We start from the raw sequence: 24,362 nt of genomic DNA on the forward strand, positions 1-24,362 counted from the left end.
CCTGCCCCCAAGCCTCAGACTTCCTGCGCCTGCAACTCCCGCCACATCACCTTGCCCGCCGCCGACTTGGGCAAAGACTCGGCAAAGCTGACGATGCGCGGGCTTTTGTAGGCGGCCATGTGGTCGTGGGCCCAGTCCACGATCTCCTGCTCGCTGACCTGGCCACGGAACGCCGGCTTGAGCACCACCACGGCCTTCACCGTTTCGCCGCGCCGCGCGTCCTTGGCCGCGATCACGCACACTTCCTGGATGGCGGGGTGGTTGTACATCAGCGCCTCCACTTCCGCCGGCCAGACCTTGAAGCCCGACGCATTGATCATGCGCTTGAGGCGGTCGACCATGTAGAAGTAGCCGTGTTCATCGGTGCGGGCCAGGTCGCCGGTGCGCAGGAAGCGCTTGCCGTCGATCGTGACGAAGGCCGACTCGGTGGCCGCAGGGTTCTTCCAGTAACCCTGCATGACCTGCGGGCCGTGCACGATGATCTCGCCCACCTCGCCGGGGGGCAGCTCGGCAAAGGTGGTCGGGTCCACCACGCGCGCATCCACATCAAAAATGGGGATGCCCAGGCACTGCTTCATCGGCCGCTCCAGCGGGTTGATGTGCGTGGGGGCGATGGTCTCCGACATGCCGTAGCCCTCCAGGTAGTCCAGGTTGCAGACTTCCTTGAGTTTGGTGGCGATCGCCTCGGGCATGGCCGCACCGCCGCCACTCAGGCGTTTGATGCTGGAGAGGTCGTACTCGCCCAGGCGCGGGTTGGACAGCAGGTCCACCACCATGGTCACGATCATCTGCGTGCCCGTGACCTTGTAGCGCTGGATCAGCTGCGCGGCGGCATCACGGTCCCAGCGTGGCAGCAGCAGAATGCTGGCCCCCACGAAGAGGGTGCCGTTCATGCCGTTTTGCATGCCCGTCACGTGGAAGAGCGGCAGCACCGCCAGCGAGACACCGTCCAGCGGGGTGCCGATCCACTGCGTGCCGGCCACGGTGTTGTACATCACGCTGCGGTGCGTGTGCATGCAGCCCTTGGGGTGGCCGGTGGTGCCCGAGGTGTAGGGCATCACCGCCAGGTCGTCCGGGCCGGTGGTCAGCGGGCCGGGGCGGTGGTTCGCGGCCAGTGCATCGGTCCATGGCACCACGCCCGCATCGCCGATGGCCTGACGCGGCTCGCTCACGAAGGCGGGCACGCGCAGGTCGGTCTCGGCGGGCAGGTAGTCGCTGTAGGCGGCCACGATGGCGTGGCGCAGGCCGGGTGCTTCGGGTTGGCTCGTTGATTGAGCCAGGCCTTCGGCCAGCAGCGGCTGAACCTGCTTGTACAGATCCTGCGGGGCGATGATGACGCGGGCGTCGGCGTCGCTCACATAGTGGCGCAGCTCCTCGGTCATGTTCATCGGGTTGACGGGCACCACCACGGCGTCCGCCCGCAAGATGGCGTAGTAGGCGATGACGAACTGCGGGCTGTTCTGCATGTAGAGCAGCACGCGGTCGCCGCAGGCCACGCCGCAGTCCTGCTGCAGGTAGCCGGCCAGGCGCTGGATCTGGTCGTCGAACTCACGGTAGGTCGTGATGCCGTCGTAGAAGATCAGGGCGGCTTTGTCCGGGTAGCGCGCCGCCGAGAACTCGACGTTGCGGTACAGGTTGGTGGCCGGGACGGTCAGGTGGCGCGGCAGGTTGCTGGGCCAATGGGCGAAGTGACGGTCGGACATGGTGTTCAAGCCTTGTTCTGATAGCGGGCCAGCTCCATCTTGCCGATCTGGTTGCGGTGGACTTCGTCCGGGCCGTCGGCAAAGCGCAGGGTGCGGGCGTTGGCATAGGCTGCGGCCAGGGGGAAGTCGTCGGACACGCCACCGCCACCGTGCACCTGCATGGCCCAGTCGATCACCTGGCAGGCCATGGTGGGCGCGGCCACCTTGATCATCGCGATCTCCTTCTTGGCGACCTTGTTGCCCACGGTGTCCATCATGTAGGCGGCGTTGAGCACCAGGAAGCGCGCCTGGTCGATCAGGATGCGGGCGTTGGCAATGCGCTCGCGCGTCACGCCCTGGTCGGCGATGGGGCGGTGGAAGGCGACGCGGCTGAGCGCGCGCTTGCACATCAATTCCAGCGCACGTTCGGCCAGGCCGATCAGGCGCATGCAGTGGTGGATGCGGCCCGGGCCGAGGCGACCTTGGGCGATCTCGAAACCCCGGCCCTCGCCCAGCAGCACATTGCTCACCGGCACACGCACGTTGTCGAAGCTGACTTCACCGTGGCCGTGCGGCGCGTGGTCGTAGCCGAACACCGGCAGCGGGCGCTCCATCTTGACGCCGGGAGTGGCCATGGGCACCAAGATCATGGATTGCTGCTGGTGGGGGCTGGCGGTGGGATCGGTCTTGCCCATGAAGATCAGGATCTCGCAGCGGGGGTCGGGCGCGCCCGAGGTCCACCACTTGCGGCCGTTGATCACGTACTCGTCGCCGTCGCGCACGATGCTCGCTTCGATGTTGGTGGCGTCCGACGAGGCCACATCGGGCTCGGTCATGGCAAACGCCGAGCGGATCTTGCCGTCCAGCAAGGGCAGCAGCCATTGTTGTTGCTGTGCTTCGCTGGCGTAGCGCACCAGCGTTTCCATGTTGCCGGTGTCCGGGGCGGAGCAGTTGAAGGCTTCCGGTGCAATGTGGGAGCGGCCCATGATCTCGCACAGGGGCGCGTACTCCAGGTTGGTCAGGCCGGCGCCGTACTTGGACTCGGGCAGGAACAGGTTCCACAGGCCGGCGGCGCGGGCCTTGGCCTTGAGCTCTTCCATCACCTTGGTGGGCAGCCAGGCATTGCCGGCGGCGCGGTTGGCGTCCACCTCCGCGTGGTACACGCTTTCGGCCGGGTAGATGTGCTCGTCCATGAAGGCCGTCAGGCGCTGTTGCAGGTCGATGACTTTGGGGGAGTAGGAAAAGTCCATCAGGGATCTCCGGTATGAGGTGGGGGAGTCAGGGGAGGGCGCTCAGGCTCGGCACTCAGGCCTGGCGCATCTGTTCGACCATGCGCCATGCCTGCTCGGCCAGGGGGCGGGCGCGCTTGCCGGTGGCAATGGCTTCGGCGCTGGCGGCGTTGCCCTGCAGGGCGCGCTTCATCACGCCTTGCAGGATGCCGGTGAGGCGGAAGAGGTTGAAGACCATGTAGTACGACCAGTCGCGCTCGGGGATGCCATCGCGGCCGGTGCGCGCGCAGTAGCGCTTCACATAGTCCGATTCAGCGGGGATCATCATCTGAGCCAGTTGCTCTGCACTCAGATCACCCAGGCCGCGGCCGGTGGAGCCGTCCATGCGCCAGGTCATGCAGTGGTAGGCGAAGTCCACCAGGGGGTGACCCAGGGTGGACAGCTCCCAGTCCAGCACGGCCAGGATGCGCGGTTCGGTGGGGTGGAAGATGACGTTGTCGAAGCGGTAGTCACCGTGCACGATGGCGGTCTCGTCCCCGGCGGGCAGGTGCGCGGGCAGCCACTCGATCAGGTTCTCGACGGCCTCGATGCGCTCGGTCTCGGCCGCGCGGTACTGCTTGGTCCAGCGCGCCACCTGGCGCGCCAGGTACTCGCCGGGCTTGCCGTAGTCGCCCAGGCCCGCGGCCTGGTAGTCCACGCGGTGCAGCGCGGCGATCACGCGGTTGAGTTCGTCATACAGGGCGGGGCGATCGGCCGCCGCCACGTCCGGCAGCTTCGGGTCCCAGAAGATGCGGCCCTGCACATAGTCCATCAGGTAGAAGTCGGTGCCGATGACCTCGGGGTCCTGGCACAGGGCGTGGGCCTTGGCCACCGGCACATCGGTGCCCGCCAGCGCACTGATGACCTTGAACTCACGGTCCACCGCATGGGCCGAGGGCAGCAGCACCCCGGGCGGCTTGCGCCGCAGCACATACTGCTGCGAGCCGGCCTGCACCAGGAAGGTCGGGTTGGACTGCCCGCCCTTGAACTGCGCCACCTGCAGGTCGCCACGGAAATCGGCAACGTGGGCGCGGATGTAGGCGGCCAGCTTGCCTTCGTCAAAGGCATGCTGGGGCGAGACCGGACGGGTGCCCGAAAAGGCGCTGTCTGCCGAAGAGCTCATCGCGTGATCCCGTCCTCAGATGACGCTGGCGCCGCCGTCTACCACAATGGCCTGGCCGGTGATGTGGCGCGAGGCGTTGGAGGCCAGGAAGGCCACCGTGCCCTTGAGGTCTTCGTCGCCCCCGAGGCGGCGCAGCGGGGTGCGCGCCACCAGGGCATCGCCCAGCTTGTCGATCAAGCCGCTGGCCAGCTTGGTGGGAAAGAAACCCGGGCAGATGGCGTTGACGCGGATGCCGTAGTGGCCCCACTCGGAGGCCAGCGTCTTGGCAAAGTGGATGGCCGCCGCCTTGGAGGTGTTGTAGGCGATGGTGTTCATGCCCGGGGGCGTGCCCTTGAGGCCGGCCACCGAGGCGGTGACGATGATGTTGCCGCGCCCCTGCGGGATCATGCAGCGGCGGCCCACCTCGCGTGAGAGGAAGAAGGGGGCATCGACGTTCAGGCCCATGACCTTGTGCCAGGCTTCGTCCGGGTACTCCTCGGCCTTGGCGCCCCAGGTGGCGCCGGCGTTGTTGACCAGGATGTCGATGGTGCCGTAGTGGCTCACCACCTGGTCCACCATGCCCGGGATCTGGTCGAGTTTCTGCAGGTCGTTGACGACGGTCAGCACCTCGTAGCCCAGGCCTTCGAGGTGGGCCTTGGCTTCGGCCAGCTCATCGGCCTTGCGGGCGGTGATGGCCAGCTTGGCGCCGAGCTCGCCCAGCGCCTCGGCCATCTGCAGGCCCAGGCCACGCGAGCCGCCGGTGATCAGGGCCACCTGGCCCGTCAGGTCAAACAATGCTTTCACGCTCATGGTGTGATCCTTTGATTCAGCAGACTTCGAACAGGCCGGCGGCGCCCTGGCCCCCGCCAATGCACATGGTCACGACCACATACTTCACGCCGCGGCGCTTGCCTTCAATCAGGGCATGTCCGGTCAGGCGCGAGCCCGAAACGCCATAGGGGTGGCCCACGGCGATGGCGCCGCCGTTGACGTTCAGGCGCTCATCGGGGATGCCCAGCTTGTCACGGCAGTACAGCACCTGCACGGCAAAGGCTTCGTTCAGCTCCCACAGGCCGATGTCCTCGACCTTCAGGCCGGCCTTCTTGAGCAGCTTGGGGATGGCGAACACCGGGCCGATGCCCATTTCATCGGGCTCGCAGCCGGCCACGGCAAAGCCGCGGAAGATGCCCAGCGGTTGCAGGCCGCGCACCTCGGCCAGCTTGCGGTCCATCAGCACGCAGGCCGATGAGCCGTCCGAGAACTGGCTGGCGTTGCCCGCTGTCACCACCCCACCGGGCAGGGCGGCGCGGATCTTGGCCACGGCTTCCAGCGTGGTGTCGGGGCGGATGCCTTCGTCGCGGTCGATCGTCACCTCGCGGGTGGTGAGGCGGCCGCTGGCCTTGTCCACCACGCCCATGGTGGTGGTCATCGGCACGATCTCATCGTTGAACAGGCCGGCGGCCTGGGCGGCTGCGGCACGCAGCTGGCTGCGCACGCCATACTCGTCCTGCACGTCCTTGCCGATGTTGTATCGCTTGGCCACCTGCTCGGCGGTCTGCAGCATGTTCCAGTAGATCTCGGGCTTGTGCTCGACCAGCCAGGGGTCGCGGCGCATGTGGGTGTTGGCCTCGTTCTGCACGCATGAGATGCTTTCGACGCCACCGGCCACATACACCTGGCCTTCGCCCGCGATGATGCGTTGCGCGGCCAGGGCAATCGTTTGCAGGCCCGAAGAGCAGAAGCGGTTGACGGTCATGCCCGCGGTGGTGACGGGCAGGCCGGCACGCAGCGCGATCTGGCGGGCGACGTTGCCGCCGGTGGTGCCTTCGCCGAAGGTGCCGCCCATGATGACGTCTTCCACTTCGGCCGGGTCGATGCCGGCGCGCGCCACGGCGTGCTGCACGGCGTGGGCCCCGAGGGTGGGCCCGTAGGTCATGTTGAAAGCGCCCTTCCAGGATTTGGCCAGGCCGGTGCGCGCGGTGGAAACAATGACGGCTTCAGTCACGTGAATGTCCATAGTCAGTGCATCAGTTGAAGGTCTCGTTGGCCGCAGCCAGACGGGACAGGAGCGCGGCCGGGGTCCAGAAGGCCACATCGGCGCCGGGCTCGGCGGCAAAGCGCTTGAGTGCGCGTTCCACATTGACCAGGCCTACCTGGTCGGCGTACAGCATCGGGCCACCGCGGTGCAGCGGGAAGCCGTAGCCATTGAGGTAGACGATGTCCACGTCGGAGGCACGCTGGGCGATGCCTTCTTCGACGATGCGGGCGCCTTCGTTGACCAGGGCATAGACGCAGCGTTCGATGATTTCCTCGTCGCTGATCTTGCGGGGCGTGACGCCGTGCGCGGCGCGGAAGGCCACGATGGTCTCTTCGACCACGGGGTCAGGCTGGGCCACGCGGTTGCCGGGGATGTAGCGGTACCAGCCCGAGCCGGTCTTCTGGCCGAAGCGGCCGGCTTCGCACAGCGCGTCGGCCACATTGGGCTTGGCCTCAGCGGGGTTCTCGGCATTGCGACGCTTGCGGATCGCCCAGCCAATGTCCAGACCGGCCAGGTCGCCCATGCGGAAGGGGCCCATGGCGAAACCGAACTTCTCCAGGGCCTTGTCCACCTGCTGGGGCAGGGCCCCGGCCACGATCAGGTCGTGCGCGGCCTGGCCATAGCGGGCCACCATGCGGTTGCCGATGAAGCCATCGCACACGCCCGACACCACGGCCTGCTTCTTGATGGTCTTGGCCAGCGCCATCGAGGTGGCCAGCACGTCGTTCGCGGTGGCGTCGCCGCGCACCACTTCCAGCAGGCGCATCACGTTGGCCGGGCTGAAGAAGTGCAGGCCCACCACGTCTTGCGGGCGCTTGGTGAAGGCGGCGATCTGGTTGAGGTCCAGCGTCGAGGTGTTGGAGGCCAGGATCGCACCGGGCTTGCAGACGCTGTCGAGCTTCTCGAACACCTGCTGCTTGACGCCCATGTCTTCGAACACGGCTTCGATCACCAGGTCCACCTCGGCCAGGTCGGCGTAGTCCAAGGTGCCTTGGAGCAGCGCCATGCGGGCATCGAGCTTGTCCTGCGTGAGCTTGCCCTTTTTCAGCGAGTTCTCGTAGTTCTTGCGGATGGTGCCAATGCCGCGCTCCAGCGCCTCGGCCTTGGTCTCCAGCATGACGACGGGGATGCCGGCGTTGAGGAAGTTCATCGCGATGCCCCCCCCCATGGTGCCCGCGCCGATGACGCCGACTTTGGCGATGGCGCGCGTGGGGGTGTCGGCCGGCACGTCGCTGATCTTGCTGGCGGCCCGCTCGGCGGCAAACACATGGCGCAGCGCGCGCGATTCGGGCGTCTGCATCAGGGCCAGGAAGCCTTCGCGCTCGATCTTCTGGCCGGCGTCAAACGGCTGGCTCACGGCTGCGGCCACGGCCTCCAGGCACTTCAGCGGCGCCGGGAAGTTCTTGGACATGGCCGCCACGTTGTTGCGGGCGAATTGCAGGAAAGCTTCGGCAGTCGGCTCGTTCACCTTGCGGTCGCGCACGCGCGGCAGACCGCGGCCCTCGCTCACCACCTGGTGGGCCAGCGCCAGGGCGGCGGGCAGCAGTTCGCTGTCCACCACCTCGTCAAACAGCGCGGTGGCTTTCAGCTGCGCCGCGGGCACCTGAGCGCCCGAGACGATCATGTTCAAAGCTGCTTCCAGGCCGACCACGCGGGGCAGACGTTGCGTGCCGCCGGCACCAGGCAGCAGGCCCAGCTTCACTTCAGGCAGGGCCACGGTGGCGTCGCTGCGGGCGATGCGGAAGTGGCAGCCCAGGGCCAGCTCCAGCCCCCCGCCCATGCACACGCCGCTGATGGCGGCGATCACGGGCTTGGTGCTGCGCTCGACGGTGGCGATGACCGTCAACAGCGTGGGCTCCTGCATCGCCTTGGGCGTGCCGAACTCGCGCACATCGGCGCCACCGGAGAAGAAACGCTCATTGCCGATCAGCACCACGGCTTGCACAGCCGGATCGGCCGCGGCCGCGTCGATGCCGGCCACGATGGCCTGACGCACGGCCAAGCCCAGGCCGTTGACGGGCGGGTTGTCGAGGGTGATCACGGCCACGGGGCCGTGCAGTGAATAGGACGCGCTGCTCATGCTCGCTGAACTCCTGCTTCGGTTGTCGATCAAGTTCCGCATGGCAGAACATCATATTGAAAATCAGAATCAGATTACTGCGCGATATCGCCCCTGTAATTAGGGGTTTCCCATTGGTTGACGCCCAAGGGGCGGACAAGGGATCATGCGCTGACAAATTCTGAATTGCGATCATGTGTTCTGCATTGCAGAATATTGATGCGTGATCCTTGACGAGGACACCCCGTATGAGCGAGAGCATCATCAACCGCCGCCACCTTGACTTCCTGGTGTTCGAATGGCTGCAGGCCGCCAACCTGGTTGAGCGTCCGCGCTATGCCGATCACAGCGTCGAAACCTTCACCGCCACGCTCGACACCGCGCAGGCCATTGCCACCGATCTGTTCGCTCCGCACAACCGCAAGTCCGACGAGCACGAGCCGCAGTTCGACGGCCAGCGCGTCACCCTGATCCCCGAGGTGAGGACTGCCTTGCTGGCCTACTGCGAAGCCGGCTTGCTGGCGGCCAGCCACGATGCCGAGGTGGGCGGCATGCAACTGCCCTCCCTGATCTCGCAAGCCTGCGGCTCGCTGTTCAAGAGCGCCAACATCGCCACTACGTCCTATGTCGGCCTCACCCAGGGCAACGCCAACGTCATCCGCCGTTTCGGCACGCCCGCGCAGCAGCGCAAGTACCTCACCCACCTGCTGACCGGCCGCTTCTTCGGCACCATGGCCCTGACCGAGCCCCAGGCCGGCTCCAGCCTGGCCGACATCACCACCACGGCCGTGCCGCAGCCTGACGGCAGCTACCGCCTCAGCGGCAACAAGATCTTCATCTCCGGCGGCGACCACGAGCTCAGCGAGAACATCGTGCACCTGGTGCTGGCGCGCATCCAGGGTGCCCCTGCCGGCGTCAAGGGCATTTCGCTGTTCATCGTGCCCAAGTACCGCGTGAACGACGACGGCAGCCTGGGCGCGCACAACGACGTCAACCTCGCCGGTCTCATCCACAAGATGGGTTGGCGTGGCACGACCTCGACCATGCTGTCTTTCGGCGAAAAGGGTGAGTGCCTGGGCGAGTTGGTGGGCGAGCCGCACCAGGGCCTGAGCTACATGTTCCAGATGATGAACGAGGCGCGCATCGGCGTGGGCATGGGCGCGGTGATGCTGGGCTGGCGCGGCTACCTGGCTTCGCTGGCCTATGCACAAGACCGCCCGCAAGGCCGCCTGCCCGACTCGAAGAACCCCACCGAGCCACAGCGCAAGCTGATCGAACACGCCGATGTGCGCCGCATGCTGCTGGCCCAGAAAGCCTATGTGGAGGGCGCTTACGGCCTGGTGATGTACGCCGCCCGTCTGGTCGACGAGCACAAGACCCATCCTGACGCCACCGCGCGTGAAGAAGCCGCGCTGCTGCTCGACACGCTCACGCCCATCGTCAAGTCATGGCCCTCGCAGTGGTGCCTGGCGGCCAACGACCTGGCCATCCAGATCCACGGCGGCTATGGCTTCACGCGCGAGTACCCGGTCGAGCAGTTCTACCGCGACAACCGCCTCAACCCCATCCACGAAGGCACGCACGGCATCCAGGCCATGGACCTGCTGGGGCGCAAGGCCGTGATGCGCGGCGGGGCGGGCATCGAACTACTGGCGCGCAAGGTGGCCGACACGATCGCACAGGCGCAGACCATCGAGACCTTGCAACCCCACGCGCGGGCCTTGCAAATGGCCTGGGCCGAGGTCGAAGAGACCCTGCAGGTGTTGCGCCCGGTGCTGGCCACCAACCCCACCTGGGCCCTGGCCAACGCCAGCGTCTTCCTCGAAGCCTGCGGCCACACGGTGCTGGCCTGGATCTGGCTGGAGCAGGCCCTGGTGGCCGCGCGCGCGCTACCGACCGCACAAGGCAGCGATGTCGCGTTTTATCAGGGCACACTGCACACCTGCCAGTGGTTCTACCGCTGGGAGCTGCCGCGCACCCGGCCGCAGCACGACCTGCTGCGCAGCCTGGATGACACCACCCTGACCGCCTCGCCCGACTGGTTCTGACCCGCATGAGCACGCCCGCCGATCTTTCCCAGACTCCTTCGCACGCTTCCTCGCACACCACGTCCTCCGCTGCGACACACGAGGTGCCCGCGGGCTTCGTGCCATTCCATGTGGATTCCGACACCTTCATCGGCCTGTGCGGTCCGATCTACTGGAAAGACGTGCCCGGCGGCACGCCGATCCTGGGCATGCGCTTGCAGTCTCCGCACATGAACCTGCGCGGCCACCCGCACGGCGGCCTGCTGGTGACGCTGGCCGATTCGGGCCTGGGCTATGCCGTCAACCACGTGCGGGGCGGCCCGCTGGCGGTGGTCACGGCCAGCCTGAGCACCGACTTCATCGGCATCGCGCACCTGGGCGACTGGATCGAGTGCCATGTGGACATCGACCGCATTGGCGCGCGCATGGCCTTTGCCAGCTGCCACCTCAAGGTGGGCGAGCGCAAGATCCTGCGCGCCAGCGGCGTGTTCGCCATCGTCAAGCCGGTCGAACCGCCTCCGGGTGGCCATGTGCACGGGCGCCTGCCGGGCCATGCCCCGGAGACCGATGCGCCCACCAACACCTCAGCCTGAAGCCGCATGCGCAAACTCCACGTCCTGATGAAGAAGGAAGAGCTTGACGGCCAACGCCTGGACGGCAAGGTGGTCATCGTGCTCGATATCCTGTTTGCCACCACCACGATCGTGGCGGCCCTGTCAGTTGGGGCCACCGAGGTGTGGCCGGCACTTGATGGCGATGCGGCCCGTGCCTTGGCGGCGCAGCAGGGCGATCAGCCGCACCTGCTGGCCGGAGAGCTGTATGCCGAGACGCTGAGTGGTTTTGCCCCGGCCACGCCCCTGGCCGTGCTGGCGCGCCTGCCTATGCAAGGCCGGCTGATCTACGCCACCACCAACGGCACCGTGGCGCTGACCCGCGCGCAGGGCGCAGCCCATGTGTACGCCGCGGCGCTGCTCAACGCCCAGGCCGTGGTGGACCACATCGCGCACCAGCACCCCGACGACACCCTCGTGATCGTGTGCTCGGGCTCGGCCGATCGCTTCAACCTCGAAGACTTCTACGGCGCCGGCTACCTCGTGTCGCTGTTCCGCCAGGCCGGTGTGCGCGACTTCACCGATGCGGCTCGGGCGGCCGAATGGATGCATGCCGCCACCGACGCCCGCGCCTGCTTTGACGCAGCCCGTGTGGGCCGTCGCATGCTGGAAAAGGGCCTGCCCGATGAGCTGGACTACGCCGCGCAACGCAGCGTCAGCGGCGTCGTCCCGTATCTGGTTGAGGGTGTGTTGCGCCCGGTCGTCCGCGTCTGAGGCGCCCGCCGCAAGCTGACGCGCTCAAGCGGCGCGCACGCTGCGGGCGTCAGAACTGGAACAAGGTCAGGCCCAGCCCCAGGCTGGTCTGGCGGTGGTTGTAGTCCAGCAGCGATTCGCCATAGCCGCTGAACAGCTGCAGGTACCAGCGCAAGCCCAGTGGCTGACTGCTGTCTACCGGATAAGTCCAGTCCAGCTGCACCGAACCGTTTTTCAGCTCCTTGGGGTGCAGGCGCCAGGTGAGTGAGGCGGTGGACTGCCCCGGCAGCCACGAGGCCTGGATCTCGGTGTTGCCGATGTAGCGGGTCAGGTCGGGGTTGTCGTCCTTCGAGCCTTCGCGTGGGCGGCGGTTGAAGCGCATCTGCACCGCCAGCTCGCCGCGCTCGAACGCCGCGCCCGCATACAGCCGGTTCCAGCTGCGCGACAGCGGCTCGCTCTGCCCGTTGGACTGATGGGCAAAGCCCGCCTCGACCATGCGCCACGACCAGCCACCCGGCAGCACGCTCAGGCCATCGGGCACCGGCACCACGTACTTCAGCTCGGGCTGGTAATCGGAGTTGCGAAAGGGGGCCGAGTCGGCCTGGTTCCACACCTGCCACATCGAGCGCTGCGTGTAGGTGGCCCACAGGTCGGCCCGCGGCAGCAGCAGGTCCTCGGCCACCTTCACCCGCAGCGAAATCTGCATCTTCGCCTCCACCGCCTTGTAGTTCGGCTTGAGCGGGGCGGCCCCGCGCGTGGGGCTGGCCGGCTGGCGGTTGATGCTGCTGGTGAGGTGCAGCGGCAGCAGGTAGTTGGGATAGAAGGTGCGCACGACAAAGGCCTTGCGCTTGTCGCTGCGGCCCAGCTCCCAGAAGGTGGACAGGGCGCTGCCCGGTGGCAGCATGGCCGGCGCCGTCGAGGCCTCGTTCGGGGTGATGGCCACGCGCTCGGTCTCGCTCGCTGGTGCGGCCGACGCGTCTGACGCGGACAGGGCCGTTGCGGGCTGGGTCACCGAGCGGGCCGGTGCACTCAGCGGATCGGGCGCCCGCGGGCGAAATACCGCGTCATAGCAGGCCAGCCGCAAGGCGGCATCGGTGTGTGCCGCGCAGTGCTGACCTGCCCGCTCAGTGGCCGGGGCGGCGCCCGGCGCGGTCTGGGCCAGGGCCGCAGGCGCCAGCCACAGGCCCCCGGCACTCAGGGCCAGCCAGCAGGGAAGGGGGGCGGGGGGACGCATCATGGGCAGGGCAGGCAGGCGCCCGCAGGCGAGCCGTCAGGCAATCGGGCGCTTCAGCTTATCAGAAGCCCGTGACCGACGCGGCCCGATGCGCCGCGCTCAGGTACGGCCCGCCGAGGCTTGCAACTTGCGCGCCATCTCGATCAGACGCGGGCGCACCTCGTTGAGCAGAAACTCCTGCGACAGGCTGAAGGCCGGACCGGCGCAGCTGATCGCCATCACCGGCAAGCCGCCACCGGGGTTGAAGGCCACGGCGATGCCGTTGACGTGCGCCTGCAGATCGCCGAAAGAGCGGGTGCAGCCCAGGGCGCGGTAGTCCTCCAGCGCGGTGTTGATCGAGGCCTGAATGCTCGGCCAGGCCTGCTCGTCGTACTCACGGAAGCGCTCGAGCAACTCCACGCGCTCGGACGGGCTGATCTCGGCCAGGTAGGCACGCCCCAGCGCCGAGCTGAGCAGCGGGATGCGCGAGCCCACGTCCACGCTCAAGGTCAAGGCCGCCGAGCTGCGGCAGTTCTCCACATACAGCATCGCCAGCCGGTCGCGCGTGCCCAGCGACACCGTGGCCTTGGCGAACTCGGCCAGCTCCTGCATCATCGGCTTGGCCATCTGCTTGACGTCCAGGCGGGCCATCATGTAGCTTCCCAGCGCCAGGGTCGAGGTGCCCAGGCGGTACTTGCCGTTTTCTTCCAGTTGGATCAGGTAGCCCAGCTTGGTCAGTGTGTACGTCAGGCGCGACACGGTGGACTTGGGCAGCTTGCAGCGCTTGGCAATCTCCTGATTGCCCAGGGCTTTGTCCCCCGTGCGGAAGCACGACAACACCTCCAGGCCGCGCGCCAGGGCGGTCACAAAGTGTCGGTCTTCCTTGCCATCTTCGAGCGCGGTGGCTTGTAGGGTCTGCATGATGGAATAGCGGTTTGTTTGTGGAATCTTGCCACGTTGGCGAGCCGTCCACGAAGGACTGGGTGCCCGCCCGTGCCAGATACCGGGCAAGCCTGGGTAGGCTTGCATCGTGAAATCGGAAATGGGTGTGCGGCGCAGCGGTCTGCGCGCAAAAAAAGCGGGTCACCCCAGCAGGGGGCCCGCCTGAGGCACCGTCCACCGCGTGCGGCGGACGGTTCAGGATCACAGGTCCTTCAGGCGCACGCCCTTGAGCTTGCCACCCTCGACCACGCCGATCACGGTGTTGAGCACCGATCCGCCGTTGGCGTCCACGCCATTGAAGTCGTTGGGGTTGATGGCGTCCGGCAGCTCCTTGGCGGCCTGGTCCAGCTTGGCGCGGATGGCGACAGGGTCGCTCACCGAGCCGGCCAGCTTCATCGCATTGGCCACGATGTGCAGCGACGAGTAGTTCAGCGACGATTCCGACGAGGGGTTGGCGGTCGCCCCATAGGCGGCGCGGTAGGCGGCCACGAAGGTCTTGGCGCCCGGACGCTCGTCGGCCGTCAGCGGCAGGGTGCCGATCGAGCCTTCCAGCATCTGCAGGCCGCCGGTCACCTTGGCCATCTCGTCCATCTTGGCCTGGTCCATGATGATGAAGGAGCCCTTGAAGCCCAGCTCGCGCGCCTGCTTGGCCACCAGGCCGGTCGGCTCGGAGGGGCCGCCGATGAACATCACGTCAGGCTTGGTTTCCAGCACGCGGCTCACGCCGGTGTAGAAGTCGGCCGACTTGTTGTACGACATCGGGTTCTTCGACACCACGGTGCCGCCCGCCTTGGTCCAGGCCGGCTCGAACGCGGCCACCCAGGCCTTGGCGTAGTCGTGATCGGCCGGCGCCATGCCCAGCTTCTTGCCCTTCTTCATCTCGTAGCGGATGAAGGGCTCGATGTAGGTCATGAAGTTCGGCGGAATGCGCATCGTCAGCTTGTTGCCCTTTTCCGTGATGGTGGGCACGCTGGTGTAGGCCATCAGCAGGAAGTTTTCTTGCTGGTTGAAGGCCTGCAGGGCAAAGGCGCCACCGGAGTGGGGCACGTAGACCACGGCGGTTTCATGCTGCTGCTTGAGGCGGCGGGCGTTGATGGCGGCTTCGGCGGGCGAGTACTTGTCGTCCAGCGCGACGATCTCGACCTGGTACTTCTTGCCGGCCACGGTCAGGCCCTTGGCATTGATTTCCTTGGCGGCCAGGTTCAGGCCGTTGAGCACGTTCTTGCCATACAGGGCGGCGCCGCCGCTCAGCGGGGCGGTCAGACCGATCTTGATCACTTCCTGGGCCCAGGCACCGCTGGCGCTGAAGGCCAGGGCCACGGTGGCTGCCAGAGGGGCGAGCTTGAGCGCTTTGGGGATGAATCGCATGGTGAGATCTCCTTGTGAGGGGTGGGGAACGGGAGCAAAAGGGGAGAAACGGTGCGCCTTCAGGCGCCGATGTAGGCCTTGCGGATGCCTTCGTCGTGCAGCATCTCTTCGGGCTTGCCTTCCATGACGATGCGACCGCGTTCGAGCACATAGGCCCGGTGCGCGATGCGCAGCGCCGAGTAGGCGTTCTGTTCAGCCAGCAGCACGGTCACGCCGGTCTGGTTGATCTTCTGGATGATCTCGAACATCTGCTTGACCACCAAGGGGGCCAGGCCGAGCGAGGGCTCATCCAGCAGCAGCGCCTTGGGCCGGCCCATCAGGGCGCGGCCAATGGCCACCATCTGCTGCTGACCGCCCGACAGTGAGCCCGCCGGGTCATGGCGCTTTTGCAGCAGGATGGGGAAGAGCTCGTAGATGTGATCGAGGATCTGCTTGGACGTGGCCTTGGTGTCGGGCGCCTTGCGGTGCACGTAGGCGCCCAGCAGCAGGTTCTGCTCCACCGACATCTGCGGGAACAGCTTGCGGCCTTCGGGGCAGTGCACCACACCGTGCTCGACGATGCCCGAGGGCTTCATGCCCACCAACTCCTGGCCCTCGAACGAGATCGAGCCGCTGCTCGTCTTGTTGATGCCCGAGATCGCCATGAAGATCGAGCTCTTGCCCGCGCCATTGGCGCCCAGCAGCACCACCAGCTCGCCCTTGTTGGCGTGCAGGCTCACATTGTCCAGGGCGCGAAAGCTGCCGTACGACAGCGAAACGCCTTCAAGCTTCAGCATGTTCGGCTCCCAGGTAGGCGTCGATCACCAGCGGGTTGCTGCGGATCTCGGCAGGTGTGCCCTCGGCGATCTTCTCGCCGTAGTTCAGCACGATGATCTTGTCGGCCAGGCTCATGATCATGTCCATCTTGTGCTCGATCAGGCACACGGTCTTGCCGTGGTCCACGAGCTTGCGGATCAGATCGGCCAGGCCCCAGGTTTCTTCCGGGTTCACGCCGCCGGCGGGCTCGTCCAGCAGCAGCAGGTCGGGCTCGGTGGCCAGCGCCAGGGCGAAGGCCACGCGCTTGCGCTCTTCCTGCGTGATGTCACCGGCCAGGCGGTGCGCCACGTGGTTCAGGCCCACGAACTCCAGCGCGGCCTCGGCCTTTTCGCGGCACAGCTTTTCTTCGCGTTTTTGCAGCGGGGTGTGCAGGATCACGTCCCACAGGCCCGAGCGGGTGCGCAGGCGGTGTCCCACGATCAGGTTGTCCAGCACCGAAGCCTGGTCGAACAGGTTGGTGGCCTGGAAGGTGCGCGCCACGCCCAGGCGGGCGATCTGGTCGGCGCGCATGCCGGTCACGTCCTCACCCTTGACGATGATCTGGCCCGACGACGGGGCATGCGTGCCCGCGATCAGGTTGAAGAAGGTCGTCTTGCCGGCGCCGTTGGGGCCGATGATGGCGTTGATGCGACCGGCCTCAAAGTGGGCCGTCACGTTGTTGACAGCCGTCAGGCCGCCGAAGCGTTTGGTCAGTCCGCGGATCTCAAGCATGGCGGGCTCCGTTGGGGGTGGACGAGGCAGCAGCCGGGGTCGCGGCGGCCTGGGCTTGCTCGCGCTGGGCCGCAGCGCGGCGGGCGCGGCGATGCAAGATGGTGCCGACGATGCCGCTGGGCACGAAGATCAGCAGCAGGATCAGCACCGGGCCGAAGACGACCATTCGGTAGTCCTGCAGGAATTGCAGCGACTGCGTCAGCCAGGGCACCAGGATCGAACCCAGGATCGGGCCCAGGATGGTGCCGATGCCGCCCACCAGCATGAACATCACCAGCTCGAAGGTGTGGTGCGTGGCCGCCAACTCAGGGCCCAGAAAACGCACCACGCCGGCATACAGGCCACCGGCGAAGCCCGCGTAGATCACCGACAGCACGAAGGCCAGACGCTTGGTGCGCGCCAGCGGAATGCCCAGTGCTTCGGCCAGGGCCTCGCTGTTACGCACGGCCACGAAACTGCGGCCCAGCAGCGAATGCACGATGCGGTGCATGACGTAGGCGCCGACGATCAGGAAGACCAGCACCAGGTAGTACTGCCCCTTGGCCGATTCGAACTCCAGACCGCCAAAGCCCGTGGGGGCGGGGATGCCCATCACGCCGACGGCGCCGTGGGTCACGTCTTCCCACTTTTCGATCAGCAGGTAGATGATGTAGCCCACGCACAGCGTGAAGATCGAGAACACGTGGCCGGTCATGCGCAGCGACAGCACGCCCACCAGGTAGCCGATCACGCCGCAGACCACGCCCGCGGCCGCAAACGCGGTCCAGAAGCCCCACTGATAGTCGGTGGTCAGCAGGCCGACCGCGTAGGCGCCGATGGCCATGAAGCCGCCGTGCGCCAGGTTGAACTGCCCGGTGTAGCCGGTGATCAGGTTCAGGCCCAGGGCCGCAATCGCGAAGATGTACGACTGCGTCATCACCGACAGAAAGTAGGTGTTGGAGACCATGTAGGGGAACACGAGGGCCAGGGCGATGAGCAGGGCCCAGCCCGCCTTACCTTGAAGGAGCTTCATGTCAGTGCGCGCCTTTCGAAAACAGACCTTGGGGGCGAACCGACAAGATGACCACCAGCAGCACGAAGGCGATCAGGTCCTTGTAGTCCGTCGAGAAATAGAAGCCGCCGAAGGCCTCGGCCAGACCGATGATCAGACCGCCCACGATGGCGCCAGGGAAGCTGCCCATGCCGCCCAGGATGATGATCACGAAGGCCTTGGTGATGACCAAGTGGCCCATCGCCGGGTAGACCAGGTTGATCGGGCTGTAGAGCACCGCGGCCACCGCGGCCAGGGCGCCGGAGATGGCGAACACCAGCAGCGTCACGCGGGTGGCGTCGATGCCGACCAAGGCGGCGCCGTCCCGGTTCTGCGCCATCGCGATGATGGTCAGGCCCGTGGTCGTGCGGGTCAGGAACAGGTGCAGCACCGTCACCAGCACCACGGCGCCGGCGATGATCAGCAGACGCTGGGCCACGGTGGTCAGGCCGAAGATCTCGACCAGCTGGCCGTAGGGCGACTGCATGCGGTGGAAGTCGGCGCCCCAGATGGCCTGCGCACCGGCCTCCAGGAACAGCAAGATGCCGATCGCGGCGATCATGTCGTGCAGCGGCGGGGCATTGCGCAGCTTGTGGAACACCAGCCGCTCGGCCAGCATCGACAGCACGGCCACCACGGCCGCCGAGCCCAGCATCGCCAGCCAGTAGTTCAGGCCCAGCGACTCCATGAAATAGAAGGCCACGAAGGCGCCGGCCATGTACAGCGCGCCATGGGCGAAGTTCGGGACGTGCAAGATCCCGTAAACCAGCGTCAGGCCCAGCGCGACCAGGCTGTACACCCCGCCGATCGTCAGGCCATTCAGCAGTTGCTGAAAGAACAAGTCCAAGATGCGCTCCTCAAACGGTGCTCGGCGCCCCCGATGGGCATGGCCGATGAATGAGAAGCAGTGTGCCCATCACCTGTTTGAGGGGTCAAGTCTATTTCGGGATTGAATTCTGCACACCGGAACATTCGAGGGTAACCTCTAACAGGGATAACCGCATGATGGCGGTTTTGGGGTCCAGGGTTTCCTTTTTGGCAGAACCTGGTTTTGCTTTGCGGAACATTTCAGGGTGGGTTTTGGGCTTTGCGAGGCAGGGTTTGCCGAATGGGTCGGTCCGGGCTAGACTCTCCCTATGTTCTCCGCAGGATGCCTCGCACGCCCACCCCGCGCCTTCCAAGGCTGCGGGGCCTGTCAGCGCGTGCGTCGATCGCTGGCCGCACTTTCCTGAGCCCGGCGATCTCCTGCTTCCTTCCTTTGCGCTTTTTTGAGATCTCCGGGCCTGCTCTGCCGCGCAGCTTTTGCCTGGAGACTCCCATGTCCGTTGCCCCCCGTCCTGTGGACGAGCGCATCCTCACCGAACTCGATCACGCCCGCATCCTGGGCCTCATGCGCCGCACTGCCTTGAGCGAGGCCCAGAAGCACGCCCTCGACGCCTTGCTGGACGCCGCCGACGTCGTCCCCGCCCGCGAGGTCCCGCCCGATGTCGTCACCATGAATTCGCGCCTGCGCCTGCAGGCCGAGGGCGAACCGGCGCCGCGCGACATCACCTTGTGCTATCCGGAGGATGCGAATGCCGAAGCCGGCTTGGTGTCGCTGCTCTCGCCCATGGGCGCCAGCGTGCTGGGGCACCGGGTGGGCGGCGAGGCCGAGTGGCTTTTGCCTACCGGTGCGCTGCGCACCGCCCGCATCCTGGCCTTGCACTTTCAGCCCGAGGCCGCCGGGCAGTACACGACCTGAGACCGGTGGCGCCGGGAGGGCGTGTACGCCCGGCCTCGCTGGCCCAGCTCACTCTTTAAAGTACACCACCTGGTGCCCCACCGCCAGCAGTTCGCCGCGGGGGCTCCAGACCTCGGCCGTCTGGTCGTGGAAGCCCTGGCTGTAGCGCAGGCCCCGGGCACAACCCAGCACGTGCGCGCTGCCCTGGGCGGCCAGCAACGGCGCATCGGCGTGGAAGTAGATGGTCAGCGTGACGGTGCCGGCCGGCACGATGCGCGGGCGACGCACGAAGATGCGCGGAAAGAACGCGTCACAGATCGCACTCAGCGCGAGGAAATCGAGCGGTCGCGGGGGCTCATCGCGGATCCACACACGGGTCAAGGCATGGTCGCGCTCGACACTGCCCAGCGGCTGCTCGCCATCGACAAAGCGCATGTCGTACGCCTGTGGCCAAGCCGTGCGAAACAGGCTGGTGGTGCGCGGCAGTTGATCGGCTGGGGGGACCTGTGGGAACACCGCGTCGGTGGCGCTCCAGGTGTCGCGGCGGATGGCAGTGAGGGCGGTGGCGAACGCGGCCACCTCCCCGTCCTGGTGCAACTCGACCAGCCAGTGCTGGGTGGAGCGGTTGGTGCGCATGGGGCGCGCCTGCACCTCGAAGGCGCCATCGGTGATGGGGGCCGCGTAGTGCACCGTGAGCGACAGCGGGTCGCCCAGGCGCTCCGGGTGGCTCAGCACGCCATTGAGCAAGGTGGCGGCGATGGTGCCACCAAAGGGCCCCACCATGTTGCCGTAGGCCGGATGCGTGTGGCCGGTGAACCGGTGCTCGCCCGCAGGCGTGAGCGCGACCGCGGCATCCAGGGCGTGTAGAGAAACAGTCATGGCAGGCAACTCCTTGTGCGCCGATGGTAGCGCGCATGGCGATTTGTCGCCTTTTGCCCCTGTGGCATCTTCGCCGATTGCGGGAATGAGCGGACCCTGCCCCCCCGTTTCGGCGGGTTAGACTGGTGCGCAAGGCCGCAGGTGGGCGTGGCAATGGAGAGTTCCGTGCTGGTTTATGTTCTGTTGGGTGTGCTGGTTCTCGTCCTCCTGTTCTGGGGATTCGGTGCGTTGCGCCGACCGGGGCGACGCCCTGAGGCACCGGCGCCCGAGACGCTGCAACCGGCATCGCCGGAGGAGCCCCCGGCGACGCTTCCCAGCCCCCCACCGGCCGGGCTGTCCTCCGAGCCTGAGCCCGAGGGTGAGATCACCCAGCCCGCGCTCCTGCCTGATTTCGTCGATCGCGCCACCGAGCCTCTGCCCCTGGACGAGCTGCCGCCGTCGGCCCTGAGCTCGGCGCCGCAAGAGGTTTTGCATGAGGCGTCGGACGTTGAGTTGGCCGTTGTCGAGCCTGAGGTGGATGTCGAGCTGGAGGTGGCGCCCCCACCCGCGCCGAGTGAGCTGGACTCCGCCGAGCCCGTCATCGCGTTGCTGGCCGAACCGGTGGTGGCGCCTGCGACGATCGAGGCGGAGCCGATTCCCGCGATCGACCTCGACCTTGAGCTGGAGGCCGTCGCGCCGCTGCCTGAGCCTGTGTTGCCGGTGATGGAGCCTGCGCCTGCAGAGGAGCCGACACCTGAGGCCGTGCCCGAGGTGCCCGTGATCGAACCGGTCCCGGCCCCTGTCGAGCCGGGGATCGAGCCAGTCATAGAGCCTGAGCCGGAGATTGCTCCGGTGATCGAACCCGAGCCGGCCATCGAGCCCGAGTTGCCGGAGATTGAGCTGGCGCTGGCACCTGAGCCCGTGAGCGAGCCCGACCTCGTGCTTGAGGCGCCCGAGCCTGCGCCTGCGCCGGCCCCCGAACCCGAACCCGAACCCGAACCCGAACCCGATCTGCCCGAGGTCGAGTCGGTCCCGGCGCCGGTCGAGCCGACCGTGATCCCATCGGTGCCGGTGGTCGCGCCCGTCACTGAACCGGTCGCTGCCGCTGTCGTCGAGCCAGAACCCGTCCCCGTCGCGGCGCCCCCTGCGCCAGTGATGCCGATGCCACCGGTCAGCCCGACGGTCTCGGCCGAGCCACCACTGATCCTGGTGGTCGATGACTCGGCGGTCGTGCGCGCCAAGATGGTCAAGCTGCTCAAGTCGGTCCACTACCGCGTCGAGATCGCCAAGAACGGCGTGCAGGCACTGCACTTGTTGCCCCAACTCCAGCCGGCCGTGGTGATCACCGACATCGAAATGCCCGAGATGGATGGCTACGAGCTGATCGCGCGGCTGGACGCCGATCCTGTCCTGCGTACCCTCCCGGTCTTTGCCGTCTCCAGCTTCGAAGACCTGGCCGAGCGCCTCGCGCCGCACGCCAACGTCAAGGGCTGTTTCGGCAAGCCCTGGGACGAGCCGCTGGTCCTGGCGACCCTGTCCAGTCTCCTGGGGACTCCTTCTGCGATCGCGTGAGGTGTGAGCCATGTGGCGTCAACGCAGCCTGTACTGGTGGCGCATCAACCGTGATGCCCTGAACCTCTGGCTCGGCAGCAATGCCTTCAGCCACGCGGCCGCCTTGGCGTTCTACACCCTGTTTTCGCTGGCGCCGGTGGTCATCATCGCCGTGGCCGTGATCGGCCTGGTGCTGGGCGAGCAGGCGGCCCAGGGTCAGATCGTCGGCCAGTTGCGCGGCGTCATGGGGCTGGAGGCCGCGCAGGCCATCGAGCAGGCCGTGGCCCGCTCCCGCCTGTCCGAGGCCGGCTGGATGCCCTCGGTGCTCGGCGTTGCCGCCTTGCTGGCCGGTGCCACCACGGTGTTCGGTCAGATGCAGGTTTCGCTCAACGACATCTGGGGCGTGGCCGCGCGCCCCGACCGCAGCAGCCTCTTCATGTTCGTCAAGAGCCGCATCCTGTCTCTCACCGTGGTGCTGGCCATCGGCTTTGTGCTGCTGGTGTCGCTGCTGCTGGGCGTCGTGTTGCGCACCGTGCTCCACTTCGCCGATCAGTTCGTGCCGGCCGTTGCCGCCTTGCTGACCAGCGCCGAGATGCTGGTGTCCCTGCTGGTTTCGGCCCTGCTGTTTGGCACCATCTTCAAGGTGCTGCCTGACGTGGTGCTCAAATGGCGTGACGTGGTCGTGGGCGCGCTGCTCACCGCCGTGCTGTTTGCCATCGGGCGCGACGCCATCGCCCTGTACCTGGCGCAAACCGCCACAGCCTCCACCTACGGGGCTGCCGGCTCGGTGGTTCTGATCCTGCTCTGGGTTTACTATTCTTCGCTGATCCTGCTGTTCGGTGCGGCCTTCACCAAAACCCACCTGCTCGCACGCGGTCGCGCGGTGGTGCCGCGCAACTCGGCGGTGCTGGTGCACCGCGAACTGGTGATCGAGTCCCCCCGTGCCTGACCGACCCCAGATCACGCCCCTTAGCTGTCCTCGCAACGTCATGACCGATTCCCCGCCGAGTTCCATTGATGACCGTCTCTACGTGCTGCGGACGCGCTGGGAGTGCTACGTCGCCGAAGGGCGTTTCGAGCAGTTCATCGAGTTTGCGGTGGCGGTCAACAGCCTGGCCGAACACCTCAACCGCATGCGCCTGCCAGGCCTGGTGCGCGTGTGCGAGGGCCTGGAAAACGCCGCGCTGGCGCGACTCGGCCAAGACGACACCCATCCGCTGAGCGAGCAGGACATCTCGGCCCTGCAGCGTCAGCTCGACACCCTGATGGGCGCCGTGGCCAGTGCCAAGCCGCACGTGCCCGACCGGGAGCGCCGCAGCGAGGGCGCCAAGGGCGTCAGTGCGCCCGAGATCGACTGGATCAAACCGCGCGCCGTCTGGCTGATCAGCGCCCCTGAGCAGCGCGACCTGGTCGAGGCGCTGGGGCACCAACTGCGCTACTTCGGCTTCCAGACGATTGAGCTGGCGTGGGGCGACGCACCGCCGGCCGGCGATCGCCCGCTGGCTGTGCTCTTCATCCCGGCCCCTGGCGGCATGCCGGCCTCGGCGCTGCAGTTCGTCACCACCGTCCGTGGCACCTGCCCGGCCAGCCAGCTGTTCTACCTCGGGGTGGCCTCGGCCATCGAGCCCATCGTCGAGCTGATGCGCGCCGGCATCGACGTCGCGATCCCGGCCGAAGAACAATCCGCCCGCGTGCTCGACCGCATCCTGGACCTGGTGCAGAACATCGAGCAGGAGAAATATCGCGTCCTGGTGGTGGAGGACTCGCGCGTGGCCGTGGCCCTGATCCAGCGCACGCTGGCCGAGCACGGCATCGACAGCCATGCCATCCGCGACCCCGGCACCCTGTTCGATGTGCTCGAATCGTACCGCCCCGACCTCGTGCTGATGGACATGTTCATGCCGCGCTTCAATGGCGTCGAGGCCACCCGCGTGCTGCGCCAGATGTCGGCCTACAGCACGCTGCCCATCGTCTATCTGTCCGGCGCCACCGATGTCGGCATGCAGGTCGAGGCCCTGCGTCTGGGCGGTGACCAGTTCCTCACCAAGCCCTTCAACCCGGTGCTGCTCGCGGCCGTGGTCAAGACCAAGATCGAACGCTTCCGCGAAACTCAGCGCTCGACCCGGCTTGACGGCCTCACGGGGCTGCTCAACCACACCGCCGCCAAGTCCCGCCTGGTCAGCCTGGTGCAGCAACTGGGCCCTTGCCGCGCCGACGGTGAGTCGGGCGCGCCCGTCGGGCAGGGGGCCTTGACCGTGGCCATGATCGACATCGACCACTTCAAGGCCATCAACGACACCTACGGCCACCCGGTGGGCGACCAGGTGATCCGCGCCCTGGCCTGGCTGCTCAAGGGCCGTCTGCGCGCCAGCGACCTCATCGGGCGCTACGGCGGTGAAGAATTCCTCATCGCGCTGCCGGGGGTGGGTCTGGAGCAGGCCATCGCCGTCATCGATCGCATCCGCAGCGACTTCGGGGCCTTGCCCCATGCGCACCCGGGCGGGGCGCTCCACGCCACCTTCAGCGCGGGCGTGGCGTCCTTCCCCATGTTCGATGCGGCCGCCGCCCTCACCGAAGCGGCCGACGGCGCCTTGCTGCACGCCAAGCGCCTCGGGCGCAACCGCGTCGAGGCGGCGGCGCTGGCGTCCCACCTGCACAGCGTGGCCTGAGCGG

The 24,362-nt window shown here is 67.0% G+C and carries 21 protein-coding genes; 7 read left to right on the plus strand and 14 right to left on the minus strand.

Features of this window, described 5'->3' with window-relative positions:
• Window positions 1-14: 14 nt before the first annotated feature.
• Genes AC3WW4_RS02810 through AC3WW4_RS02835 form a run of 6 tightly spaced genes read right to left on the minus strand, consistent with a single transcriptional unit; the run spans window position 15 to window position 8,170 of the window.
• The gene (locus AC3WW4_RS02810) at window positions 15-1,703 is read right to left on the minus strand and encodes a long-chain fatty acid--CoA ligase (protein WP_488826871.1); all 1,689 of its coding nucleotides are present in this window, start codon (window positions 1,701-1,703) and stop codon (window positions 15-17) included.
• A 5-nt stretch (window positions 1,704-1,708) separates the two neighbouring features.
• On the minus strand, window positions 1,709-2,932 hold the full coding sequence (locus tag AC3WW4_RS02815; RefSeq protein ID WP_488826872.1) for an acyl-CoA dehydrogenase family protein: 1,224 nt from the start codon (window positions 2,930-2,932) through the stop codon (window positions 1,709-1,711).
• Between the two features lie 55 nt (window positions 2,933-2,987).
• The gene (locus AC3WW4_RS02820; RefSeq protein ID WP_488826873.1) at window positions 2,988-4,073 is read right to left on the minus strand and encodes a phosphotransferase; all 1,086 of its coding nucleotides are present in this window, start codon (window positions 4,071-4,073) and stop codon (window positions 2,988-2,990) included.
• A gap of 15 nt (window positions 4,074-4,088) precedes the next feature.
• On the minus strand, window positions 4,089-4,862 hold the full coding sequence (locus AC3WW4_RS02825; RefSeq protein WP_488826874.1) for an SDR family oxidoreductase: 774 nt from the start codon (window positions 4,860-4,862) through the stop codon (window positions 4,089-4,091).
• Between the two features lie 16 nt (window positions 4,863-4,878).
• The gene (locus tag AC3WW4_RS02830) at window positions 4,879-6,057 is read right to left on the minus strand and encodes an acetyl-CoA C-acyltransferase (RefSeq protein ID WP_488826875.1); all 1,179 of its coding nucleotides are present in this window, start codon (window positions 6,055-6,057) and stop codon (window positions 4,879-4,881) included.
• 22 nt (window positions 6,058-6,079) lie between these two features.
• Window positions 6,080-8,170 (minus strand): 3-hydroxyacyl-CoA dehydrogenase NAD-binding domain-containing protein, encoded by a 2,091-nt coding sequence (locus AC3WW4_RS02835; protein ID WP_488826876.1) that lies wholly within the window; start codon window positions 8,168-8,170, stop codon window positions 6,080-6,082.
• Window positions 8,171-8,397: 227 nt separating this feature from the next.
• On the opposite strand from AC3WW4_RS02835, the gene AC3WW4_RS02840 reads away from it, so the two are divergent.
• Genes AC3WW4_RS02840 through AC3WW4_RS02850 form a run of 3 tightly spaced genes read left to right on the plus strand, consistent with a single transcriptional unit; the run spans window position 8,398 to window position 11,501 of the window.
• On the plus strand, window positions 8,398-10,197 hold the full coding sequence (locus AC3WW4_RS02840; RefSeq protein WP_488826877.1) for an acyl-CoA dehydrogenase: 1,800 nt from the start codon (window positions 8,398-8,400) through the stop codon (window positions 10,195-10,197).
• A 5-nt stretch (window positions 10,198-10,202) separates the two neighbouring features.
• The gene (locus AC3WW4_RS02845) at window positions 10,203-10,769 is read left to right on the plus strand and encodes a PaaI family thioesterase (protein WP_488826878.1); all 567 of its coding nucleotides are present in this window, start codon (window positions 10,203-10,205) and stop codon (window positions 10,767-10,769) included.
• Window positions 10,770-10,775: 6 nt separating this feature from the next.
• Entirely contained in the window at window positions 10,776-11,501 is a 726-nt protein-coding gene (locus AC3WW4_RS02850) for a 2-phosphosulfolactate phosphatase (RefSeq protein WP_488826879.1), read from the plus strand.
• Window positions 11,502-11,550: 49 nt separating this feature from the next.
• On the opposite strand, the gene AC3WW4_RS02855 is transcribed toward AC3WW4_RS02850, so the two are convergent.
• From AC3WW4_RS02855 to AC3WW4_RS02885, 7 genes are all read right to left on the minus strand, one after another.
• Window positions 11,551-12,717, minus strand: coding sequence for a phospholipase A (locus tag AC3WW4_RS02855; protein WP_488826880.1), 1,167 nt, complete (start codon window positions 12,715-12,717; stop codon window positions 11,551-11,553).
• Between the two features lie 96 nt (window positions 12,718-12,813).
• Window positions 12,814-13,614 carry an IclR family transcriptional regulator gene (locus tag AC3WW4_RS02860; protein ID WP_488826881.1) on the minus strand — a complete coding sequence of 267 codons (801 nt, stop codon included), beginning with the start codon at window positions 13,612-13,614 and terminating at the stop codon, window positions 12,814-12,816.
• Between the two features lie 222 nt (window positions 13,615-13,836).
• Entirely contained in the window at window positions 13,837-15,003 is a 1,167-nt protein-coding gene (locus AC3WW4_RS02865) for an ABC transporter substrate-binding protein (protein WP_488826882.1), read from the minus strand.
• A gap of 59 nt (window positions 15,004-15,062) precedes the next feature.
• On the minus strand, window positions 15,063-15,779 hold the full coding sequence (locus AC3WW4_RS02870; protein WP_488826883.1) for an ABC transporter ATP-binding protein: 717 nt from the start codon (window positions 15,777-15,779) through the stop codon (window positions 15,063-15,065).
• Window positions 15,766-16,530, minus strand: coding sequence for an ABC transporter ATP-binding protein (locus AC3WW4_RS02875; protein WP_488826884.1), 765 nt, complete (start codon window positions 16,528-16,530; stop codon window positions 15,766-15,768). The genes AC3WW4_RS02870 and AC3WW4_RS02875 overlap by 14 nt, the downstream gene beginning before the upstream one ends.
• The gene (locus AC3WW4_RS02880) at window positions 16,523-17,542 is read right to left on the minus strand and encodes a branched-chain amino acid ABC transporter permease (RefSeq protein ID WP_488826885.1); all 1,020 of its coding nucleotides are present in this window, start codon (window positions 17,540-17,542) and stop codon (window positions 16,523-16,525) included. The genes AC3WW4_RS02875 and AC3WW4_RS02880 overlap by 8 nt, the downstream gene beginning before the upstream one ends.
• 1 nt (window position 17,543) lies before the next feature.
• Window positions 17,544-18,407 carry a branched-chain amino acid ABC transporter permease gene (locus tag AC3WW4_RS02885; protein WP_488826886.1) on the minus strand — a complete coding sequence of 288 codons (864 nt, stop codon included), beginning with the start codon at window positions 18,405-18,407 and terminating at the stop codon, window positions 17,544-17,546.
• Window positions 18,408-18,878: 471 nt separating this feature from the next.
• Between AC3WW4_RS02885 and AC3WW4_RS02890 the strand changes: the two genes are divergently transcribed.
• Window positions 18,879-19,301 (plus strand): GreA/GreB family elongation factor, encoded by a 423-nt coding sequence (locus AC3WW4_RS02890; RefSeq protein ID WP_488826887.1) that lies wholly within the window; start codon window positions 18,879-18,881, stop codon window positions 19,299-19,301.
• A gap of 48 nt (window positions 19,302-19,349) precedes the next feature.
• Here AC3WW4_RS02890 and AC3WW4_RS02895 read toward each other — a convergent pair whose 3' ends face one another.
• On the minus strand, window positions 19,350-20,159 hold the full coding sequence (locus AC3WW4_RS02895; RefSeq protein ID WP_488826888.1) for an acyl-CoA thioesterase: 810 nt from the start codon (window positions 20,157-20,159) through the stop codon (window positions 19,350-19,352).
• A gap of 165 nt (window positions 20,160-20,324) precedes the next feature.
• On the opposite strand from AC3WW4_RS02895, the gene AC3WW4_RS02900 reads away from it, so the two are divergent.
• The 3 genes from AC3WW4_RS02900 to AC3WW4_RS02910 are packed head-to-tail and all read left to right on the plus strand — an operon-like array spanning window position 20,325 to window position 24,358.
• Window positions 20,325-21,710, plus strand: coding sequence for a response regulator (locus AC3WW4_RS02900; RefSeq protein WP_488826889.1), 1,386 nt, complete (start codon window positions 20,325-20,327; stop codon window positions 21,708-21,710).
• Between the two features lie 10 nt (window positions 21,711-21,720).
• The gene (locus tag AC3WW4_RS02905; protein WP_488826890.1) at window positions 21,721-22,638 is read left to right on the plus strand and encodes a YihY/virulence factor BrkB family protein; all 918 of its coding nucleotides are present in this window, start codon (window positions 21,721-21,723) and stop codon (window positions 22,636-22,638) included.
• A 40-nt stretch (window positions 22,639-22,678) separates the two neighbouring features.
• Entirely contained in the window at window positions 22,679-24,358 is a 1,680-nt protein-coding gene (locus AC3WW4_RS02910; protein WP_488826891.1) for a GGDEF domain-containing response regulator, read from the plus strand.
• Window positions 24,359-24,362 lie beyond the last annotated feature (4 nt).

The sequence above is a fragment of the Aquabacterium sp. TM01 genome, assembly GCF_057808345.1.

Coding starts and splice junctions, on each gene's coding strand:
- AC3WW4_RS02810 (WP_488826871.1), bottom strand. CDS start 1,703: ATGTCCGACCGTCACTTCGCCCATTGGCCCAGCAACCTGCCGCGCCAC.
- AC3WW4_RS02815 (WP_488826872.1), bottom strand. CDS start 2,932: ATGGACTTTTCCTACTCCCCCAAAGTCATCGACCTGCAACAGCGCCTG.
- AC3WW4_RS02820 (WP_488826873.1), bottom strand. CDS start 4,073: ATGAGCTCTTCGGCAGACAGCGCCTTTTCGGGCACCCGTCCGGTCTCG.
- AC3WW4_RS02825 (WP_488826874.1), bottom strand. CDS start 4,862: ATGAGCGTGAAAGCATTGTTTGACCTGACGGGCCAGGTGGCCCTGATC.
- AC3WW4_RS02835 (WP_488826876.1), bottom strand. CDS start 8,170: ATGAGCAGCGCGTCCTATTCACTGCACGGCCCCGTGGCCGTGATCACC.
- AC3WW4_RS02840 (WP_488826877.1), top strand. CDS start 8,398: ATGAGCGAGAGCATCATCAACCGCCGCCACCTTGACTTCCTGGTGTTC.
- AC3WW4_RS02845 (WP_488826878.1), top strand. CDS start 10,203: ATGAGCACGCCCGCCGATCTTTCCCAGACTCCTTCGCACGCTTCCTCG.
- AC3WW4_RS02850 (WP_488826879.1), top strand. CDS start 10,776: ATGCGCAAACTCCACGTCCTGATGAAGAAGGAAGAGCTTGACGGCCAA.
- AC3WW4_RS02855 (WP_488826880.1), bottom strand. CDS start 12,717: ATGATGCGTCCCCCCGCCCCCCTTCCCTGCTGGCTGGCCCTGAGTGCC.
- AC3WW4_RS02860 (WP_488826881.1), bottom strand. CDS start 13,614: ATGCAGACCCTACAAGCCACCGCGCTCGAAGATGGCAAGGAAGACCGA.
- AC3WW4_RS02865 (WP_488826882.1), bottom strand. CDS start 15,003: ATGCGATTCATCCCCAAAGCGCTCAAGCTCGCCCCTCTGGCAGCCACC.
- AC3WW4_RS02870 (WP_488826883.1), bottom strand. CDS start 15,779: ATGCTGAAGCTTGAAGGCGTTTCGCTGTCGTACGGCAGCTTTCGCGCC.
- AC3WW4_RS02875 (WP_488826884.1), bottom strand. CDS start 16,530: ATGCTTGAGATCCGCGGACTGACCAAACGCTTCGGCGGCCTGACGGCT.
- AC3WW4_RS02880 (WP_488826885.1), bottom strand. CDS start 17,542: ATGAAGCTCCTTCAAGGTAAGGCGGGCTGGGCCCTGCTCATCGCCCTG.
- AC3WW4_RS02890 (WP_488826887.1), top strand. CDS start 18,879: ATGTCCGTTGCCCCCCGTCCTGTGGACGAGCGCATCCTCACCGAACTC.
- AC3WW4_RS02895 (WP_488826888.1), bottom strand. CDS start 20,159: ATGACTGTTTCTCTACACGCCCTGGATGCCGCGGTCGCGCTCACGCCT.
- AC3WW4_RS02905 (WP_488826890.1), top strand. CDS start 21,721: ATGTGGCGTCAACGCAGCCTGTACTGGTGGCGCATCAACCGTGATGCC.
- AC3WW4_RS02910 (WP_488826891.1), top strand. CDS start 22,679: ATGACCGATTCCCCGCCGAGTTCCATTGATGACCGTCTCTACGTGCTG.